We start from the raw sequence: 18799 nt of genomic DNA on the forward strand, positions 1-18799 counted from the left end.
TCCAATTTACGTTTCCACCTTAAAAATAAATCCAACCCCATGGATATTCTCAATATTTAAACGAGGATCTTTTTTGAGGAGTTTACGAAGGCGGGATACAAATACATCGAGGCTTCTGCTCAGAAAATAGCTGTCATCTTTCCAGAGGGTATTGAGGATGTCTTCTTTTTTAAGGAGTTTATTCTTGTTTTGACAGAAAAGATGCAGCAATTCAGCTTCACGAAGAGTAAGCCGCTGGGCATTATTGTTCTCGGATAACTCGAGGTTCTCAAAATCGAAATAGAACTTACCCAACTCTGCAATACTGCTTTGGGTTTCTACTTTCTTCACTTTGTTTCGCTTCAAAAACACCTCAATCTTCAATACCAGTTCTTCAATACTAAAGGGTTTGGTGATATAATCATCGGCGCCAATGGTTAATCCTTTGATGCGATCTTCTTTCAGGGTTTTGGCCGAGAGAAACAGAATAGGAATATCTTGATTTTCTTTTCTTATAGCCTCTGCCACAGAGAAACCATCTAGCTTGGGCAGCATGATATCTAGAATACATAAATCAAATTCATGCTCAGAGAAAGCTTGAATAGCGGCCTCCCCATCCTTTTGCCAATCGATGTCGTATCCTTTAATCTCCAAGTTATCTTTGGTTACAAAACTCAAGTAAATATCGTCTTCTACATACAGTATTTTTGGCTTTTTGCTCATGTTATTTTGCGTTCATTATAATGGTAAATATACTTCCTTTTTCGGATCTTGACTTCACCTTAATTTTCCAGTTATGGGCATTTACTATGTTTTTTACATAGTCTAATCCCAAACCAAATCCTTTTACATTGTGAATGTCACCGGTGGGAATTCTAAAGAATTTATTGAAGATCTTTTTTCTAAATTTATCATCTATTCCAATTCCATTATCGGCAATGGATAGATGTATTTTTGAGGATTCTAATCGAGCAGATACTTCTACTTTCGGATTTACATCACAGTATTTTAAGGCATTATCTAAAAGGTTGAACAGGAGATTTTCGAAATGGCTTTTGTCGGCTTTGATGATCTCTACATTATCATCGGAATGGAAAATGATTTCGCCTGCTTTCTCCTTGGCCTTCAGCTCAAAATCACGAATCACATGGTTTATACAATCATTTAAAGAGAATGCTTCTAGCTCCAAATGAATCTTTCCTTTTTCGGACAAAGTAGATTTCAATACTTTCTCTACTTGTTTCTCCAATCGTTGGTTTTGATGAGTGATGATGCTGGCATATTGTGCTAGACGTTCTGGCTGATTGGCAATATTAGGTTCCGAAATCACTTGAGCAGAAATTCCAATGGTAGAAATGGGCGTTTTAAGCTCATGAGTCATATTATTTATAAAATCTTTCTGTACCTCTGAGAGTTTTTTCTGACGAATGATGACAAAAATAGCATAGATAAAAAACAGGAACGCAGTAATTAAAACAAAACCCGAAATGGCCCAAACATTCATATCTTGCAGTACCGACCTGGTTTTGCTTGGGAACCGGATGGAGAAATAATAATTAAAATCGTCGAACTTTTTAAAAGCACCCTCCTCCAGTTGTTTTTCCTTTTTTCCGCTTACATTTATCCTTTTCACATGAACCATAGCATCGCTATCGCAATCGTAAATGGCATACTCATAATCTATGTGGATATGGCTGTTATCAAACTCTGTCTCGAGGAAATGCTCTAGGATAATAGGGTCGATAATGTCATCAATATTCACTATGAAATTATTGGAGGAAACTTGATTGACGGGATTGATGTTTGGCTTTTGAGAATCGTTGAACTCCGCCATTTGGTGAGCCACATTAAAAAGAGCACTCTTGATACTCAAATCCAGTTGTTTTTGATCTGAGCTGAAAGTATTATAAATCCAGAATACCTGGAATATAATGATGCCTACTAGGGAAATACTCCCTAAGATAATAACACTATATATCCTATTCTTCTTCATATTTGGTTTTTTCTTGAGGTCCTATAAATGCAAACTTCTTCGTTGCTTCATCAATTTAAAATCTTCATTTACTATAGTAAACTCAGATTTGAAATTTATTTGCGCCTCGAATTTTACTATTTCTAGAACCTCTGAAATCTGTTATATCTTAAGCATGTCCAAAAAGTTCATAAATATCGATTTCCAATGCCTATTTGCCTTTATACAAAAAGGAAGTATCCGTTGAAAATCAGTCTCCCTAAAGGGTAGGGGCAAAGCTAATATTTAAATAGCAACAGGCTAATTACACTTATTGATAGCTTCCTCCCAATCGTTTCGTCAGTGTAAAATTAAAGATTAAATGCTTAAATACTAATCCATTTACACTTCATTAACAAGTATTTGAAAGTCATTAACATAGGTCAGCCTAACTTGCTCCTACATTTGCTCTGTAATTAAAAATCAAAAAAAAGGATCATGAAAACAAAATTATTTTTAAGCTTATGCCTGATGGCATTTATTTCAACAACCGTATTATCTCAAACAGCTCATCAAGTAAAATCGAGCACAGAAACTAGTGAAACAACCGAAAGTCCATCGAAGGTAAAATGGGATTCTCAGGAATATGATTTTGGAAATATTCCTAAAAACATAGCAGCAGAAGCTGAATTCGTATTTACCAATACGAGTAAGGAACCTGTTATCATTTCAAAAGTGAAATCTTCTTGTGGTTGTACAGTTACAGGTTACGATAAATCTCCAGTGATGCCAGGCGAATCATCCACAATTACCGCCACTTATAATGCAAAAAAATTAGGTGCATTTAGAAAGTCATTAAGAGTTACCACTAATGATTTTAAGCCCTATACCTTAATTATTAAAGGTGTGGTTGAGGAAGACCAAACTATTGGTTTGAAATAATATCGATGGTAGCGAAGAGTTTGCTTATTGCTTATGTGTTTTGTAATTCATAGCTGATGAGCAAACTCTTTTTTTAGTTTGAAAAGAAATCAATTACTCCTTAATAATTTTCAAGAAATGTCTCTTTTCATCGTCTTTAATCTCAACAAAATATAAACCAGAAGGGAGATCCGAATTCATAATGAAATCAAAAGTATTTCCCCCTGTATTTATCATTCCATGATAAAGGTTTTGTGCTAAAACTCCGGACATATAGTATAAATTGATATGAATAGCCTTTGAAGATTGGCTCATTAGTTTTACTTGAAACTTAGACCGAACAGGATTTGGAAGCACCTGTATATCTTTTATAGAGGATGTGTTATCTAGGATACCATCTACCAAATCAAAATCATAATAGTTAATATTAAAAGCATCGGTTTGGGCCAATACTGTCATGATGGTTTCTCCTTGATTTAAATATACTTCTGTGGAAAAATCCTCCCAATTTTGCCATCCATCGGTGGAAGTATAATTTACGCTGGCCTCTATGCCTTCATCAAATTGAAAGCGTAAACTTCCTGAATTATAGCCTGACATTCTGCTTTTTAATTGATATATTCCAGATTGTTTGACATCAACTACATACTTCATCCAATCACCAGGTTCTATATAGCCCACATTAATTCCTCCTCCAATATCGGTACATTCTTCCGTTTGAATGCCCAACATATCGTAATAATTCTCCGCCTGTATCTTTCCCGGAATATCATTGCTTCCAGGTGACGCGCCAATATCATTGCAGATATAGAAGTCTTCAAATGGCTCCAATTCTAAAGTGCTGGATTGAATACCACTACCGATATATGAAATACTCAAATCTTCATCAGAGGATTCTAGTTCCGAGTTTAGGGCTATCACTAATATACTTTCATCATCCTCCCAAATACTAATATCACTAATGATATTGGGGACAGCTACTCCGTCTATTTTGATCACAAAATCCTCATTTTCATAATCAAGAATAGAAATCTTATCCGATATTGCTAATAGAACAGATTGACCATCTCCAGGACAAATGGCAGCATAAGGTGATAAATGAGTGCTGTTTGCCAAGCTTGAAAATTGTTGGAGCCCATGTTTATAATCAAAAAGGCCTGGTTTGTTATCCCCAAAATTGATGGGAATTTGACTCATTTTTCTGGGCCAAGTGTGCGCCAATTTTCCGCTGGGATTATGGTCACCGAAAAGGATTTCGGCAATACCTTCGCCTTCACTTCCAGGAAGCCATGCAGCAATAAACGCATCGGTATAGGGCAACACATCGCTAATAATCATAGGGCGACCTGAAATCAATACGGTAACAACAGGGATTCCTTTATTTTTTAATCGCTTGATAAGACTAATTTCGTCAGATTCTAGATGTAAATCGTTTCTATCTCCAGCACCTTCGGCATAAGGGTTTTCTCCAACTACTACTACTGCCACATCAACACTTTCGTTATAATCACCAAGCTCAGAATAAATAACTTCACTGGTTTCTGCTAGATTCTGAATGCCTTGGAGTATGTTGGTTCCTTCTGTAATTTGCCCGTTAGAACCCTGCCAAGAAATAGACCATCCACCACACTGCGCACCTAAATTATTGGCCAATTTACCAGCAACTAATATCTTCTGATTATTTTTTTGGAGTGGAAGAACATTTATTTTTGAGTTTAGTAAAACGCTGGACTCTCTTACCGCTTGTCTGGCTATATCTCTATGTGCTTGTGAACCAAAATCGGCAGCTAAACTTGGATCTGTTAAAGGCTCCTCAAATAAATTTAATAGAAATTTCTGCTTTAATATCCTTCTGGTCGCATCATTAATTCTTTCTAAACTGACTTCTCCATCTGCCACCAAGCTTTTTAAAATGCTGATGAAATAGATATATCTGTCTGGAACCATCACCATATCGATACCTGCATTTACCGACCTTTTTACCGCTTCTCTATAATCTTCATCTACCTGATCTACGCCTTTCCAATCAGAAATCACAAAGCCTTCAAATCCCAATTCCTCTTTCAATACATCATTGAGCAGGTAATCATGACCATGTAATTTTTGGCCATTCCAACTATTATAGGAAGCCATAACTGTTCCTACATTTTGCTCGACGGCATCAATATATCCGGCCATATGAAGCTCCCGTAATACCTCTTCTGAAACAACAGTGTTTCCTTGGTCGATACCATTCATTGTTCCTCCATCGCCCACAAAATGCTTGGCACATGCTAAAATAGTTTCGGAGGATGTTAAACTTTCTCCCTGCAGTCCAATTACCGAAGCCGAAGCCATCATTTTTTGAACTTCTGCAGTTTCGCCAAAGCCTTCATAAGTTCTTCCCCACCTTTCGTTTCTAGGTACTGCTATGCAAGGACTAAAAGTCCAATCGATTCCTGTTGCGGCCACTTCCTTGGCTGTAATTTGATTAATGGTCGTTACTAAATTTGGATTCCAAGTACATCCCAAGCCAATATTATGAGGAAATATAACAGCACCATAAACATTATTATGACCATGAACTGCATCTACTCCATAAACCAGAGGAATTCCTAATCTACTATTTAAAGCGATGTTTTGGTATTCATCATACATATTGGCCCAAGCCGCTTGTGAATTGGGTACAGGAGTAGAGCCTCCTCCACTTAATAAAGAGCCTAATGAATAATAAGAAATGTCAGTTATGGTTTCTAGAGCTCCTCTTTCGGCTTGAGTCATCTGACCAATTTTTTCTTCAAGGGTCATGAGCTGAAGGAGACTGTCTACTTTTTCATCAACACTAAGAGTTTGTGCAAAGGCAGTGATAGAAAAAATTAGACTTAAAAGTATTAATAAAGTTGATCTCATTTTGATTATGTTTGACTTATAATTTGGCACAAAAATACGTGCAATTATTACTTTTTAGGTCATTTCACACTACATCAAAAACACATCAAAAAGAACAAAATAGGCTATTTTACAAGCTTTACAGTGATTTTCAAAACTAATAAGCATCAAAAAATAGTTTTCATGAATTATTTCAAAACTTGAGCTTGGATTTTGGTCTTTCCGTCGCTGGATATTCACAATAGCATTTCAATGAAATGAAACATCAATTATGATTAGCTTTGTACGCTAAAAATAGAAAGACAAACTATGAATGTAAACCCAAAAGATTTTTTTGAAGGAAAAGCTGAGGATTACGATAGAGAAGTAGCTAGAAGGAAAAACGTTTCCAATATAGCTCAACTTATGATGAAAGAAGCGGATTATAAACAAAGCATGAGCATCATGGATTTTGGTTCAGGGACAGGTTTGCTTTTGTCTGACATTGCGCCTTCTGTAGGAAAAATCACAGCCATTGATATTTCAAAATCTATGAATGAGGTTTTAGAAAGCAAACGAGATCTTATAAAATGTGAGCTAGAGATTATGGAAATGGATTTGACCAAAGAAAACCTAGAACGACAATTCGATGGTATTATTTCTTCAATGACCATACATCATGTGAAAGATATTTCTGCACTTTTTAAGAAGTTTCACAATATGTTAGCCGAAAATGGAATCATTGCTATTGCTGATTTGGACAGTGAAAATGGGAGTTTTCATAAAGAGAATACGGGAGTGCATCATCTTGGTTTTGATAGAGCTGAGTTTTTAGAGATAGCAAAACATGTAGGGTTTAAAAATTTGAAAATCCAATCTGCCAGCATCATTGAAAAACCCTATGGGAAGTACCCAGTTTTTTTATTGACAGGGAATAAATAAAAAGTACCTATTATTCTGTTCGGTCATAAAGGTGCATTTTAATCTCTTGTATTATTTTAATACCAATCCCTTTTTCTCAGACTGTTTATCTTTTGCTTGCCCCAAAACAATTCCAATGGTCATGCCAAGTACCAAACCTAAAGCAATTCCATTCGATTGACCAGCAGTTGCTCCTATTGAGGCGCCAATTGCTACTCCAAAGCTCATTCCTAAAGCCATGTATAGGCTTTTATAATAACCTTCTTGAACATAGGAGAATTCTTTTTGGAGAAAATTCACCAAAACATTGATTTTTTTCCTGAAAAACCTTCTTGGATTTTGGGGTGAAGAATTCAGTTCCAGAGAGTCTAATTTTTCTTCAATGGCTGTTAACTGATTTTCCTCCAATCCTTTATTTTTGATACTAACTAGTAGTTTCTGAAATTTAGTATAAATCTTAATTTCCGATTTTTTATCTGTTCTTGATTTCAGACCTTCAAACAGGTCAATGGTTTTATCTATTTTCATTTCTTTCTTATTTAAATATGAAGCCTAAAGCCTCAATAATACTCATCTTCTTCCCTCATCGGTCATCCAACTTCTGCCTTCTTACTTCCTACTTCTAACTTTTTTTTTACCTTCTCACTTCGAGCTTCTGACTTCCAACCAATTATTTTCTCAAATCTTCCATATCAGCCAAAATATCATCTAGCTTTTTATATACAGGTCCATATACCAATTTCACATCGAAATTATACAAACGCCCTCCAAAAAATGCCAAAGCAATAGTGATGATCAGAATTGGAATGGTCCAAAGAATGGGGAAGTCTCCAACTAGGTATATCTCATGGGGCTTGGCGAGTATTTCTTGAAACACATGTTGTATGCCCGGACTAAACCATAAACCTATTACCACTGCTAAAAATAGAGCTGGATAATAATAGCCAGCCATCTTTCTATTGATAGACAATTGTTTTTTTAACCAGATATTAAAGGAGCTCAAATACTCATAGCTGTTATTCCCTTTATCGATGGTGTCAAAACCTTTCATCAAATTCCGGTTTACATATAGTATCACTGCGAGGATGATGAAGGTGGCGATTCCTGTTAAGGGAAAATGCATAAAATAAGTTATCACAAGGAATATGGGTGCTCCTACAGCAATAGCAATGAGGTTGATTTTGTTCATCCTCTTTATTTTTTCAATGATATGTATCGATTTCTGATTGTATAAATTATTGATTTTGGGAACCGTGATTTCTTCTGCATTTACAAATCCCTCTTTCCAGATGTTTTCAATTGTCTTGTCCATCTAATATCTTCTTTAATCGTTCTTTAATCCTTTTAATTCTCACACCTATATTATTGGGATTGGTTCCCATGATATCGGCGATTTCCTGATACGATTTCTCTTCCAAGTAAAGTAAGATGACTCCTCTATCCACTTCCGACAGGTGTTTTATGGCTGCGTATAAATGGTTTAGGGCATCGTTAGAAAAGGCGGCATTGTCTTCAAATACTTCATTCGGAATAGCATCGGAAGCAAAATACTGCACATTACTTTTCTTGTTTTTCTTGAGGAGGCTTAAACATACATTCAGTGATATCTTGTATACCCATGTTGACCATTCCGATTGCTCATTGAAATTGTCTTTGCTTTTCCATATCTGCAGACTGACTTCCTGATAATAATCCTCAAAGTCTTCCTGAGTATTGGTATAAGCACGGCATATCTTAATGATGATGGCCGCATAGGGTAAAATGAATGTTCTGTAAAAATCGTAACTCAAATCGTTTTTTATTAATTAGTGTATGAAATTACAGATTATTACACCCCAAGGGAAAATATTTTTTCTTTTTGTGATATTTATTGGAAATTAGGAGTGATAATCGAAATGCAATTTCGATTACGCGCTATAAAGTAGGAGATTAAATAATCCATGTTTTTTCCTTGCCGAAACCCCATGAAAATACACTATATCATGACAAGCATGTTTTGATGTGCTTTATCTTAAAAGCATGAATACAATATTTCTTTTTACACATTTTTGGAAAAAGTGTAGGAAAAATTTCCGCTGTTGATTAAAGGCTACTCCAGTGACTTTACTTCCTGAAAACAAAAAACTCCAACTTTTAGCTTTTGTTTACCAACAAAAACTAATGAGCGTCAAACAGTTTTGTTTTTATTCACTTTGAAATGTCACTTCCGTTTAACACTTTTACTCAATGGCGGAGTTGACTTTTTTCAAAAATCTTTAGACCCCAATTTCCTAAGTTTCTAACTGTATTTTGAGTTCTTTCCTTCTAAAGGCGGCAATTGGTTTTTCTTTAAAAAAAGATTCAATTCCAAACATTAGGAAGCAATAGCAGAAGGAAAACTATTGTTCAGAATGATTTTTTACTTTTCTAATCTTTTCTAATCCCCAGGTGAGAACTACTGTTAAAAGGAAGATGGGAACATACCACCACATAAACATCGAAAGCTCTTGTGTTTGAAATATGGCTGTTGCAATGTTTCCAATAATTAACCATTGAATGACATAAAACACAGTGATATTTTTTCCCAACCATCGCAGAAATACAATAACTGGAAACTGAGGAAACTTCTGTACAATAAACCAAAATAGGGTAACCCAAAGAATGACCAAACCCAATGCCCATAAGAAGAAGTAGAAGTCATGGTGATAATATTCGCTGAGGTTTATGGTGGTTTCTATCCCAAATTCAGAAAAAGCAAGTACAAAAATGAGTATAGAACCTAAAACAATGATAGCGCCCTTTTTAAATTTTTGAATCAGTTCTTTGGTTTGCAACTCAATTTTTTGAAATAAGAATCCAAGCAAAGGATAAGCTAACCAAGGAAATAGTGGGAAATAGGACCAAGAATATTTACCTGCAATAAAAGCAAGAATGTAATTTCGTTCTGCTACCATTAATAGTTCATTCAAATACGAGGTGCTTCCTACAACCAATAAAATTAATCCAAAAACCAGCCATTTTTGTCCTTTTTCTATCGCTTTTAAAACCGAAAGTATCACAATACTTAAGCCAGCCAGATAGAAAATGTCAACTCCAAATATAAATTGAAGCGGATCTAATGACCAACCTTCGGTAAAAATCTTTAGTAGCAAATGGAAATTCAATCCAATATTGAGCAGCAAGCCCAATACAAAAATAAAAATCCCCCGCACAACATTTTGCAATGGGCTTTTTTTATTTAGACCAATAAAATAACCCATTACCATCATAAAAATAGGTACAGCAATGGGTCCACCGAGTAATAAAAGAATTCTACCGAACAGACTTTCTCTTCCGGGAAGATTGATAAATGTTTCCAGAATATGAACTGGAACGATCAAAAAGACCGCAAATCCTTTTAGTAAATCGGGTAAAGGAAATCGTTTCATTGTACGATGATCTTTCGCGATTCAGATTGATACTTATCATATTTAATATGGTAATAGTAAACTCCAGTGGAAAGGTCATTTACATTCATGGTAATATTATTTGAATGGCTATCTATCATAAAATCTTTCACCATATTTCCATTGGAATCTATGACATAAAGTTGAGCATTTATCACATTTACAGGAAGTTGATATTCTAGTTTAATCACATCTTTTGCTGGGTTTGGATAAGCATTTAGAAAAATATCCTCTTGGCTATTTGGAGATGATATTACAGAGACAGAGGTGCCAGGAACTCCATAAATATTTGTCCACACGGTTTCTGGACTCACCGAATAGTCGAAACAATAGGCAAAGAGTTTATATTCATAATTATCTGTTTGGTTGATATAAATATATTGAGCATTATCTATGGTTTGAAGAACATTTCCGTTTTCTGTAATCACTTTAGCCCCGTAAATATAATAATAAGATGTTGAAGTAGTCACAATTTTATAATAGGTAAATGCCAACTCAATTTCAGAATCAGTATCAAATAATTGTTCTGAAACATATTTAATATCAGCTAAAAAATAACCATTAGGAACAGGGCAGTCAATAGTCTTGTAAAGAGAATGATCCATATTGTACATACGACATTCGCTATTCGGAACATCCATTAAATAATATTTAAAACCTATGGTTTCAAGATTTACTATTGTAGCTGAATAGTCATAGGTTTTTTCAAAAGTTACTTGTGCAAAACCTGCGATAATTGATAATAATAATAATACTGTACTTAAAAAAAATCTTTTCATTGTATTTTATTTATTTGATTAAGCTTAATCCCTCTGTGGCTGATTTGTCACCAGGATTAAATAAATTTACCTTGTTAAATAGTACTTTAGCTTGATTGTTATTGCCCATGAAGTAGGAGGTCCAAGCGAGCATCAACAGACCATCATAACCAAAGGGATATAAATCGACGACCTTCTTAAAAAGGGAATTGGCAGTATTGTATTCTTTTCTTCCGTAATATACCAAACCCAATCTATAAAGAGCGGTGGTGTTATTAGGGTTTACTTCGAGTATTTCATCATAGGTTTTTATAACATTATCCCATTTCCCAAGTGCTGAAAGGGGAAGGATTAAACCAAAACGAGCCTCTTCTGAATAAGGTTTGAGCTCTTGTGCTTTGTTATAGTATATGATGGATTCATCAAATAAGCCAGCATTATAATTAAGCCATCCCAAACGAAGGTTTATTTCGTAGGACGATTCATCATAAACTTTTTTTAAGGCATCCATTGAGGCGCTAAAGTCACTGTTTCTTTCGTAGGTATAGCTCTCTGAAAAAGCTTCCACTAGTTCATTATTAGTTGATTGCGAATAAGCAATATTGGCAAGAATTAGTAATATAAAAAGACTAATATATTTTTTTAAAATTTCCATGATATTCCAGCTGTTATTGTGTGTATTAAATATTTGTATTCTAAATTTGTACTTTTTTCTCCTAAAGTATATACTTGATAGTTTTCCTTTACACTTCTATTAATATATCTAAGGACAAATTGATATTTTTTATCAATCGGAAAGTATATGCTTCCCATGATTTTATAATCGGATTTTCCAGGAAGATTAAAGACGGTATATCCTGTTGATTCCACGAAGTTTTTCATATCACCTCGCAAGTATTGTCCTGAAATATAGATTTTTCCAATGGAGGCTCCAGCAGATATTTCGAAAGTGTTAAATGCGAAACTCTCCTCTGGGCTTGACTTAAAATACACCCTTGGTCTAATAAATAATTTTGTGTTTGATAATGGGTAATAAGTTATCCAAGCAGACAATTGTTTAAAATCTAAATTATTGATATTACCTATATTAAGCTCCAATCCTGGCGAAACATTTCCGAAGTCAGACCAAAATGCAGTAGAGAAAACATAATCGCTATACTTAAACTCTTTCAGATCGAATACTTTGTCCTTATAATTGTTGATGAGTTTACCTGCATATACATCACTTGTCCCCCAAATATAGAGAAGGGAAGGGGAAATATTGAATTTTTTCCCGATCACCCATGCCGGATTTATATAATAGTTAAACTGATTAACACGAATGGGCGAGCTCGTTTGTTTTCCCCAGTTAACAATGGCATCACGAGTTACGTGATAATAACTCAGGTTATGATTCACTGTGAAATTAGAACCTATATGGTGGCTCAGATCTAAAGATTGTTGGGTGTAGCTCTTTAAGAAATAGCCTTCTCCATAATCTTCACCAAGGTTTACTTCACTGCTAAAGTCACGACCTCTTAACTCATCAAAATCCTGATTAAAACCATAATTGGTTTCATATGCCAAGAAATCGACTGCAGTTTTGCGAAGTCCTATCTTCTCTTTCACTTCTTGGGAAAAGGAGCTGATATATTTATTGGCTTCTAGTTTTCGACCACTAAACAATAAACTATAGTAAACATACTCTTGAAGCCAGTTGTCGGATTGGTCTTTAGCATATGCGTCTATAAAATATTGACAAGCTTTACGATATTTACCTTGCTTGTACCAAGCTATGCCAGTTCGATATTGAAGATAATAAAAGTCGATTCCTTGTGCTCTAGCCTCCTCTGACAATTGAATCAATTCTGGCCATTTTTCCTCACGAAAAAGTTGATAGGATTGTATATCAACTACCCTATCGTTCATCTTTTCCTGTGCATAGCTAACAGAAAAAAGCATCAATAAAAAGCTTATGACGACTAATTTTTTTGACATGTAATCTGTATTTTTAAATCTTTATTAACTAGCTCAATATCGAAAACACCACTTTCATCGAGTTTAGTTTTGAAATGATATTTTTCTGTGCTTTGTCCGGCGATTTTTTTAGTCAATTCTGATTTCAATAATATATGGTCTGATAAAAGGATATCGCCTTCCTCTTCAATTTCTAGTTTGTAATCTGCTTTTAGAAAAAGATATATGGGCGCAATCATATCCTGAAGGAACAAAGAAACACCACCAAACATGAGGTTTATAGGAACATTGTCTTTAATATTGCTATTGGGCAAGAAGCCTAAAGGAACTTTAAATAATGCCAAGAAAAACCAATATAGGGCAGTTTCTTTCTTACCAATATAATTAGTGAAATAATGTTGTTCCTCATTATTGTACAGGTAGGCAAAAGTATGATCCTCTTCGCTTTCTATATAAATCGAGTTAAACACATCAGTATTTACTCTCCAATTGAATTCTTCATGGTATTCCTGAACTCCAGTCTTTGTATTTTCAATTCTAAATTCACCAGAAATACCTTGACCAGGAATAAAATGGAGGAGCTTTGTCAGTAAATTATTTTTCCTAGGATTGGCCACCACCTGTCCTTTTTGAGGAATAGAGAAGGTTTCGAAATTGTATTTTTCACCTTTTAGAAGATAGTGTCCAATGGGGTAATCTAGAGTTGTAGAGCCAATATATGGTGTGGGTTGAAATTGAAAGTGTAAATGTGGGTAAGGGGAGCGACCTGAGTTTCCACATTTCCCGAGTAACTGTCCTTTTTTCACCTGGTCTCCTACTTTTACTGCAACGGACTGGTGCTTTAGATGACACAACTTGGAAAATATAGTGTGACTATGTTTTATGATAACGGTATTTCCCCAATTGTTAATGATGTCTACATTGCCAATAGTATTATCAGATATGGAGTTAACGACTTCTACCACTGTTCCTTCAAAAGGTGCAGTTATTGCTTTTCCAAAGCAGAAATAATCTTCTACAAAATCACCACTGCCTTTGTATTGTTCGCCCTTATTATCTGTTATCACAAAATCCCATGCATTCTGCCAGGCTCCTTTGTGAGTAATCTCTCCTTTGTGCCCCTGACTGACTTGCCATTCTCCAAAGAAAGGTAGGGAAGCTGCAATTGGAAATCTTGCAGGAAAACGCCTTAGATTACCCGATTGTAAATAAAGATTTTTCTCAGGGTTGCCCAGTTGGATTGGTGTTTCGAGTAGCTTATTGGCTCTTTTCTCCCTTAGTTTTAGAGAATATAAAAACATCAATACCACCATATTGAATGGCAAAGAATAGGGTGAAATATAGAAATGGGCAAAGAGTTGCTGAGTACTAATAGTTATTAAAACCACTGAGGGCAATAATACCATTATCCATGCAAAGCTGGTACGGCCTGGGATAAGATAATATCCTCCTAGGGCTATAGCGGTCAGAATATAATTAAAGCCAATAAAAGTATAACTCAGTGAGTTAAATTCAATTCCCACAAAAATGTAGAAAATGTAGGAGATGGTATATCCCAAAATTGAAAGAACAAAGGTAATTCGAGAATATATCAGAAGACCAAGTGAAATGAGTATTCCGGCCAATAAGCCCTTTTGAAAAAATATAGCTCCAAGAGAATAAAAATAAATCCGAAGAAATGAAGAGCTGATTAAGCCGTCCAACCAATCGTATAGACTCACCATGGCTTGTCCACCAATTCCATAGAGCTCATTATAGGTATAGATTCCTCTTTCGCTGATATTGAGGGCTGTGAGTTCTCCTCCTGCTAAAAGTACAATCCAGATGGTGGCTAAAAAAGGGATACTTAAAAATGGAAGCCCATATTTCCCAAGCACGCCTTGAAAAGCTATGGTGAGAAAGAAGGCTGTAGTGGATGCAATGGCAATCAATAGAAATAATTCTATGGAGGGTTGAAAAGTTAAACCAACACCCAAACCAACCAACAAACTATTAAATCCATATAATCCAGATTTTATATAGTACTCATTATATCCAAGAAAATGGGCCAGAATATTGGCTATGATTACTGCAGTTAAACCACCGATTCCAGCTCCATAATCAAAGAAACTAATCAATAATAAAACAATGGCCAGAATTTTAGAAGTGGAAAAAAACACCTGGGAATAACTATTCAAAACAGTAAATATAATCTCCTTGCTTATTATTCTAATGTTTTTTTCCATTCTGATTTTCTTTGGTTTTTATGATGTTTTTAATAATGGTATTAAGAAATCTGTCTTATTCGTAGTGAAAGATAAATTTAATCAATTACTTTTTACAATGAGGGCTTTATTTTCTTTTGGGGTTGTTTTCCGTATTTTTAAAGGACTCTAAGCTTTCTTTTTTTCTGATCACATGTGTTTCACCCTCCTCATCAATTAAAATCACATTGGGGCGATAGGTGATAAATTGCATCGATTGAGTAACATTATATGCTCCCACGCGCTCTATGACTAAAGGCTCACCCACACCAACCTGCGGAATGACAATAGCTTCACGAACCACATCAATATTCATACATAATGGACCATATATGGAGGATTCTTCAGCATGGTCGAGTTCTCGGGTGGTGTATACATTTAGGTTATACCAAAAGGAGGTAAACAAAAGATTCACCCCTGCATCAATCACCATGGAGCGTCTTCTGTCGCTCAAGCGTTTATTTGCAATCACGGTTGTCAATAGATAACCGGCATCATCTATTAAGGCTCTACCCGTTTCTAGAAATAAGACAGGTAGTTTTTCATGAGGAATTTCCGAAGAAATCAAAGCATTGGAGATGGCCTCGGCATAATCGTCAAAAGAAGGACAGGTTTCACTGCCAGGCATATAGGCGCCTTTTAAAGTGTTTTTCGAAGCAAAGCCTCCACCTAGATCTATATATTTTAACCAATAATCGAATTTATGGTGAACTGCCATATAGAGGTTTGAAAGTTTAGAAGCAGCAATGCCATATGCTGATGGCGCCATAATGTAGGTGCCAAGATGAGTGTGTAAACCAATGAGCTCAAGACTATCGGCTAACATAATCCTATTTATGGCATTCCAAGCATCCCCATTTTCATAATTGAAACCAAAACGATCCCACATGGGATAAATTCCAGCATCTAGGTTTATTCTAATGGCCACTCTCGCTTTCTTATTTAATTCACGACTGATTTCTATTAACAAATAGAGTTCATCGAAATGGTCAATATGAATATAGGCATTATGCTCTATAGCCATGATTAAGTCAGATTTGGATTTATCTGGACCATTAAACAAAATTTGAGAACCCTTCACTCCATTTGAAAGTGCTTTTTCAAACTCGAAACCAGAAACCACTTCGGCCCAAGAACCTTCATCATGATAAATACTACAGATAGCATCTAAGTAATTGGTTTTATAGGACCAGGCAAATTGTACTTTAGGATACCTAGTTTCAAAGGCTTGTTTGGCCTCTGCAAAAGTGTTTCTTATTGTCTTTTCAGAAAAAACAAAAAGTGGCGAGCCATATGCTTCCAATAAGCTTGGAACGGCTATTCCATCAATTTCTGAAATTATTTTTTGTTTTACTGGCAATCCAAATTTACTTGGCATTCCGGCATTTATCTTACTAATTGAGGGTTTTGTATATTTTAACTTTTCCATGATATTTCTTTTATAATTCTCCGTTCATTGCTATTGATTCAAACTTCTCTAGATCCACAATAATGTCGTATGAATAGCGCACAAACATTTTTCCTGAACTGTAAGCTTCTAGTGGGGCTACTTCCTGACCTAAAGCCAATTTTACTAATGCTTCAGGAATATTCTGACCAGCACCCACAGCTAAATAAACCCATGCAGGAATACGAGGGTTAATTTCGAGAAGGTAATATTCTCCTTTAACGGTTTTTATTAACTCAAGCTCCATAGCACCTTTCCACTTTGTTTTACGGATTAGGTTGCTTGTGATTTCTAACATTTTTTTATCGGCAAGGGTAATTCCCCCCCAAGCTTTCCCTTTGTCAGTAATATATTGTTTTCGCATAGGTACGGCGGCAATGGTATTTCCTTCTCCATCACCAAGAGCAATTACATTTACCTCGGTGCCCTTTACAAACTCTTGAATAATCACTGGTAAACCCCATTTTGAGGAGATTTTATTGAAAGACTGCTTTACTTGCTCCGAATTATATGCCATATATGCATCATAAAACTTTCCTTTCACCATCACCGGATATTCAAACTTATCTTTGATTTGAGAAATCTGATTTTGGCTGCCTAAGTTAAGACTTGCAGGAACTTTTAAATCATATTTTTCGCCAAACTCCGGCAGTTTATCTTTATCTCTTTCTTGGAATTGTTTTATCGTAGGTAAAAAAGTTCGAATACCGCTTTCTAATAGGCGGACTTCATTCTTCATAAAGGAAAACAATTCAGCATCGAAATTGGGAATGAGAATATCGATGGGGTCACGACGGTGGATTTCCTCAATCCTATCGATTAATTCGTTAGTGCCAGCGGAAGGATAAGGGATTTGGTAAATTTTATCACATAAGCCCTCCATATATATGCCCGGCTCTAAGGTTTCATACACTAATCCAATAAATTTAATATCGAAGGCTTTGGAGTCTTTCAAGGATCGAATTACGGGAACTCCAGGGCCAGGGTTATCGGTATTGTTTAGACCAGTAACGGCTATTGTAAGTTGTAAAGTTGACATGCTGGTTTTGTTTTATTTGAAATCAAGCGGATCTTCAGTAGTGGCAACCTGATGATAGTTAACCATGGCGCAAAACTCATGGTAATCTTTCTCAAAAGCCAAATCATCGATATCATATTTCTGGATAAATATCTCTTTAATGCTATCGAAGTCAATGTTTTGAGCAATTAGTTTTATTAACTCTAGACCTGTTGGATTTACATTAAAAGAATCCCCAGTTTTGGAATTGAAAACGAATCCATTGTCGCTAATCTTTATTTCTTCTGTTATATTCATTTTTCAATAATTTATAAGACAAAAATACGGGATGCAACAAAGGGAATTGTTACATAATTTGGTCTTTTTTTTACAAAATGTGGTGTTATTAATAAAACAGGTTTATTTAAGAATAAGTCAAGATTTATGAATGATACTGACCGAATTAATAGAGTTTGTTGAGTGACTTCTTATAGAAAGAAGGACTTTTTTTAAAGTCAGACAAGGAAACCCCAACAATGGATTTAAACTGGTTAGACAAGTGGTGGGGGCTGCTATAATCCATCATCCAAGCAATTTCGCTTAATGAAATATGGTCTTCCACAGCCAACTCTTTTACTCTTTCTATTTTTTGAAGGATGATATAACGCTCAAGTGTTATGGGTTCAACTTTTGAGAATACTTTGGACAAGGCTTGATAGCTTTTGCCTAGTTTCTCCACTAAGTATTCCGATTTTCTAGAGATAGAATCCACATTATTCATATAGTGAACCAACTCGATTACAGTTTGTTTGATTTGCTCTACCATTATCTCATCTTTACTAATGATCAGACTCATTCCTAAATTTTGTAATACTTCTTCTATTTGTTTCTTACTAACCTTATCTTGATCATAATTGAGGGTGGCTTCTCCCAATTTTATATCAACAACAGAAATACCAAGCTTGGTCAAATCTTCTTTAACCACCCTTATACAACAGTAACCTAACATATTACTTATGAAAATCCTTTTATTTGTATTACTATCTTGTTGCTTCATTTGAGCTAACTAAATTAAACAAAATGATGAATGTAATAGTGGAAAATGAAAGCATTCTAGGATTTATTGGGATATAGACTAGGATTGGTTTATTCTTGAATATAGAATCTAGTTATATAGTAACCCGAGTTCGATTATAAAAACAGAGCTAATTGATCGTCTTTCTCCAAATCATATTTTATAGAAGGTTTTTTAGCAAAGAATGAATATGCGATAAGAGCGGCGATAATATTGGAGATAAAATTTTCAAAACTTCTGTGCCTAGAATGTTCAATTTGGCACATGTTTTTTAGTTCA

General features: G+C 35.2%; 17 protein-coding genes and 1 pseudogene. 2 read left to right on the forward strand and 16 right to left on the reverse strand.

Features of this window, described 5'->3' with window-relative positions; translation table 11 throughout:
* Positions 1-6: 6 nt before the first annotated feature.
* Positions 7-702 carry a response regulator transcription factor gene (locus HNS40_RS16050; RefSeq protein ID WP_172282670.1) on the reverse strand — a complete coding sequence of 232 codons (696 nt, stop codon included), beginning with the start codon at positions 700-702 and terminating at the stop codon, positions 7-9.
* 1 nt (position 703) lies between these two features.
* On the reverse strand, positions 704-1972 hold the full coding sequence (locus HNS40_RS16055) for a sensor histidine kinase KdpD (RefSeq protein ID WP_172282672.1): 1269 nt from the start codon (positions 1970-1972) through the stop codon (positions 704-706).
* Between the two features lie 456 nt (positions 1973-2428).
* Between HNS40_RS16055 and HNS40_RS16060 the strand changes: the two genes are divergently transcribed.
* On the forward strand, positions 2429-2872 hold the full coding sequence (locus tag HNS40_RS16060) for a DUF1573 domain-containing protein (protein ID WP_172282674.1): 444 nt from the start codon (positions 2429-2431) through the stop codon (positions 2870-2872).
* Positions 2873-2965: 93 nt separating this feature from the next.
* On the opposite strand, the gene HNS40_RS16065 is transcribed toward HNS40_RS16060, so the two are convergent.
* Positions 2966-5740 (reverse strand): glycoside hydrolase family 3 N-terminal domain-containing protein, encoded by a 2775-nt coding sequence (locus HNS40_RS16065; protein ID WP_216664184.1) that lies wholly within the window; start codon positions 5738-5740, stop codon positions 2966-2968.
* 288 nt (positions 5741-6028) lie between these two features.
* Between HNS40_RS16065 and HNS40_RS16070 the strand changes: the two genes are divergently transcribed.
* On the forward strand, positions 6029-6640 hold the full coding sequence (locus tag HNS40_RS16070; protein WP_172282678.1) for a class I SAM-dependent methyltransferase: 612 nt from the start codon (positions 6029-6031) through the stop codon (positions 6638-6640).
* A 51-nt stretch (positions 6641-6691) separates the two neighbouring features.
* On the opposite strand, the gene HNS40_RS16075 is transcribed toward HNS40_RS16070, so the two are convergent.
* The 13 genes and pseudogenes from HNS40_RS16075 to HNS40_RS23240 all read right to left on the reverse strand — a co-directional run.
* The gene (locus tag HNS40_RS16075) at positions 6692-7147 is read right to left on the reverse strand and encodes a hypothetical protein (RefSeq protein WP_172282680.1); all 456 of its coding nucleotides are present in this window, start codon (positions 7145-7147) and stop codon (positions 6692-6694) included.
* 142 nt (positions 7148-7289) lie between these two features.
* On the reverse strand, positions 7290-7931 hold the full coding sequence (locus HNS40_RS16080; protein WP_172282682.1) for a hypothetical protein: 642 nt from the start codon (positions 7929-7931) through the stop codon (positions 7290-7292).
* Positions 7915-8409, reverse strand: a complete 495-nt coding sequence (locus HNS40_RS16085; RefSeq protein ID WP_172282684.1) for an RNA polymerase sigma factor — start codon at positions 8407-8409, stop codon at positions 7915-7917. Before HNS40_RS16085 ends, HNS40_RS16080 begins: the two co-directional genes overlap by 17 nt.
* A gap of 588 nt (positions 8410-8997) precedes the next feature.
* Positions 8998-10026, reverse strand: coding sequence for an acyltransferase (locus HNS40_RS16090; RefSeq protein ID WP_172282686.1), 1029 nt, complete (start codon positions 10024-10026; stop codon positions 8998-9000).
* Positions 10023-10823: a T9SS type A sorting domain-containing protein gene (locus HNS40_RS16095; protein WP_172282688.1), complete on the reverse strand. Its 801-nt coding sequence runs from the start codon at positions 10821-10823 to the stop codon at positions 10023-10025. Before HNS40_RS16095 ends, HNS40_RS16090 begins: the two co-directional genes overlap by 4 nt.
* A gap of 10 nt (positions 10824-10833) precedes the next feature.
* Positions 10834-11457, reverse strand: coding sequence for a tetratricopeptide repeat protein (locus tag HNS40_RS16100; protein WP_172282690.1), 624 nt, complete (start codon positions 11455-11457; stop codon positions 10834-10836).
* Entirely contained in the window at positions 11445-12779 is a 1335-nt protein-coding gene (locus HNS40_RS16105; protein WP_172282692.1) for a tetratricopeptide repeat protein, read from the reverse strand. The genes HNS40_RS16100 and HNS40_RS16105 overlap by 13 nt, the downstream gene beginning before the upstream one ends.
* Positions 12764-14983 carry an urea transporter gene (locus HNS40_RS16110; protein WP_172282694.1) on the reverse strand — a complete coding sequence of 740 codons (2220 nt, stop codon included), beginning with the start codon at positions 14981-14983 and terminating at the stop codon, positions 12764-12766. Before HNS40_RS16110 ends, HNS40_RS16105 begins: the two co-directional genes overlap by 16 nt.
* A gap of 106 nt (positions 14984-15089) precedes the next feature.
* Positions 15090-16430 (reverse strand): alanine racemase, encoded by a 1341-nt coding sequence (locus HNS40_RS16115; protein ID WP_172282696.1) that lies wholly within the window; start codon positions 16428-16430, stop codon positions 15090-15092.
* Between the two features lie 10 nt (positions 16431-16440).
* The gene (locus HNS40_RS16120) at positions 16441-17487 is read right to left on the reverse strand and encodes an ATP-grasp domain-containing protein (RefSeq protein ID WP_172282698.1); all 1047 of its coding nucleotides are present in this window, start codon (positions 17485-17487) and stop codon (positions 16441-16443) included.
* Between the two features lie 12 nt (positions 17488-17499).
* On the reverse strand, positions 17500-17763 hold the full coding sequence (locus tag HNS40_RS16125) for a PqqD family protein (RefSeq protein WP_172282700.1): 264 nt from the start codon (positions 17761-17763) through the stop codon (positions 17500-17502).
* A gap of 145 nt (positions 17764-17908) precedes the next feature.
* Positions 17909-18502 carry an AraC family transcriptional regulator gene (locus tag HNS40_RS16130; protein WP_172282702.1) on the reverse strand — a complete coding sequence of 198 codons (594 nt, stop codon included), beginning with the start codon at positions 18500-18502 and terminating at the stop codon, positions 17909-17911.
* Positions 18503-18636: 134 nt separating this feature from the next.
* Positions 18637-18799: pseudogene (locus HNS40_RS23240) on the reverse strand (IS982 family transposase); the annotation flags it as partial.

It is taken from the genome of Lentimicrobium sp. S6 (genome assembly GCF_013166635.1).
Taxonomy (GTDB): Bacteria; Bacteroidota; Bacteroidia; order Bacteroidales; family UBA12170; genus UBA12170.

Bases quoted from the DNA above. Each gene is read 5' to 3' on its own strand.
- HNS40_RS16100 (WP_172282690.1), bottom strand. From the start codon at position 11,457: ATGGAAATTTTAAAAAAATATATTAGTCTTTTTATATTACTAATTCTT.
- HNS40_RS16130 (WP_172282702.1), bottom strand. From the start codon at position 18,502: ATGAAGCAACAAGATAGTAATACAAATAAAAGGATTTTCATAAGTAAT.
- HNS40_RS16075 (WP_172282680.1), bottom strand. From the start codon at position 7,147: ATGAAAATAGATAAAACCATTGACCTGTTTGAAGGTCTGAAATCAAGA.
- HNS40_RS16050 (WP_172282670.1), bottom strand. From the start codon at position 702: ATGAGCAAAAAGCCAAAAATACTGTATGTAGAAGACGATATTTACTTG.
- HNS40_RS16065 (WP_216664184.1), bottom strand. From the start codon at position 5,740: ATGAGATCAACTTTATTAATACTTTTAAGTCTAATTTTTTCTATCACT.
- HNS40_RS16080 (WP_172282682.1), bottom strand. From the start codon at position 7,931: ATGGACAAGACAATTGAAAACATCTGGAAAGAGGGATTTGTAAATGCA.
- HNS40_RS16070 (WP_172282678.1), top strand. From the start codon at position 6,029: ATGAATGTAAACCCAAAAGATTTTTTTGAAGGAAAAGCTGAGGATTAC.
- HNS40_RS16055 (WP_172282672.1), bottom strand. From the start codon at position 1,972: ATGAAGAAGAATAGGATATATAGTGTTATTATCTTAGGGAGTATTTCC.
- HNS40_RS16095 (WP_172282688.1), bottom strand. From the start codon at position 10,823: ATGAAAAGATTTTTTTTAAGTACAGTATTATTATTATTATCAATTATC.
- HNS40_RS16060 (WP_172282674.1), top strand. From the start codon at position 2,429: ATGAAAACAAAATTATTTTTAAGCTTATGCCTGATGGCATTTATTTCA.
- HNS40_RS16090 (WP_172282686.1), bottom strand. From the start codon at position 10,026: ATGAAACGATTTCCTTTACCCGATTTACTAAAAGGATTTGCGGTCTTT.
- HNS40_RS16115 (WP_172282696.1), bottom strand. From the start codon at position 16,430: ATGGAAAAGTTAAAATATACAAAACCCTCAATTAGTAAGATAAATGCC.
- HNS40_RS16110 (WP_172282694.1), bottom strand. From the start codon at position 14,983: ATGGAAAAAAACATTAGAATAATAAGCAAGGAGATTATATTTACTGTT.
- HNS40_RS16125 (WP_172282700.1), bottom strand. From the start codon at position 17,763: ATGAATATAACAGAAGAAATAAAGATTAGCGACAATGGATTCGTTTTC.
- HNS40_RS16105 (WP_172282692.1), bottom strand. From the start codon at position 12,779: ATGTCAAAAAAATTAGTCGTCATAAGCTTTTTATTGATGCTTTTTTCT.
- HNS40_RS16120 (WP_172282698.1), bottom strand. From the start codon at position 17,487: ATGTCAACTTTACAACTTACAATAGCCGTTACTGGTCTAAACAATACC.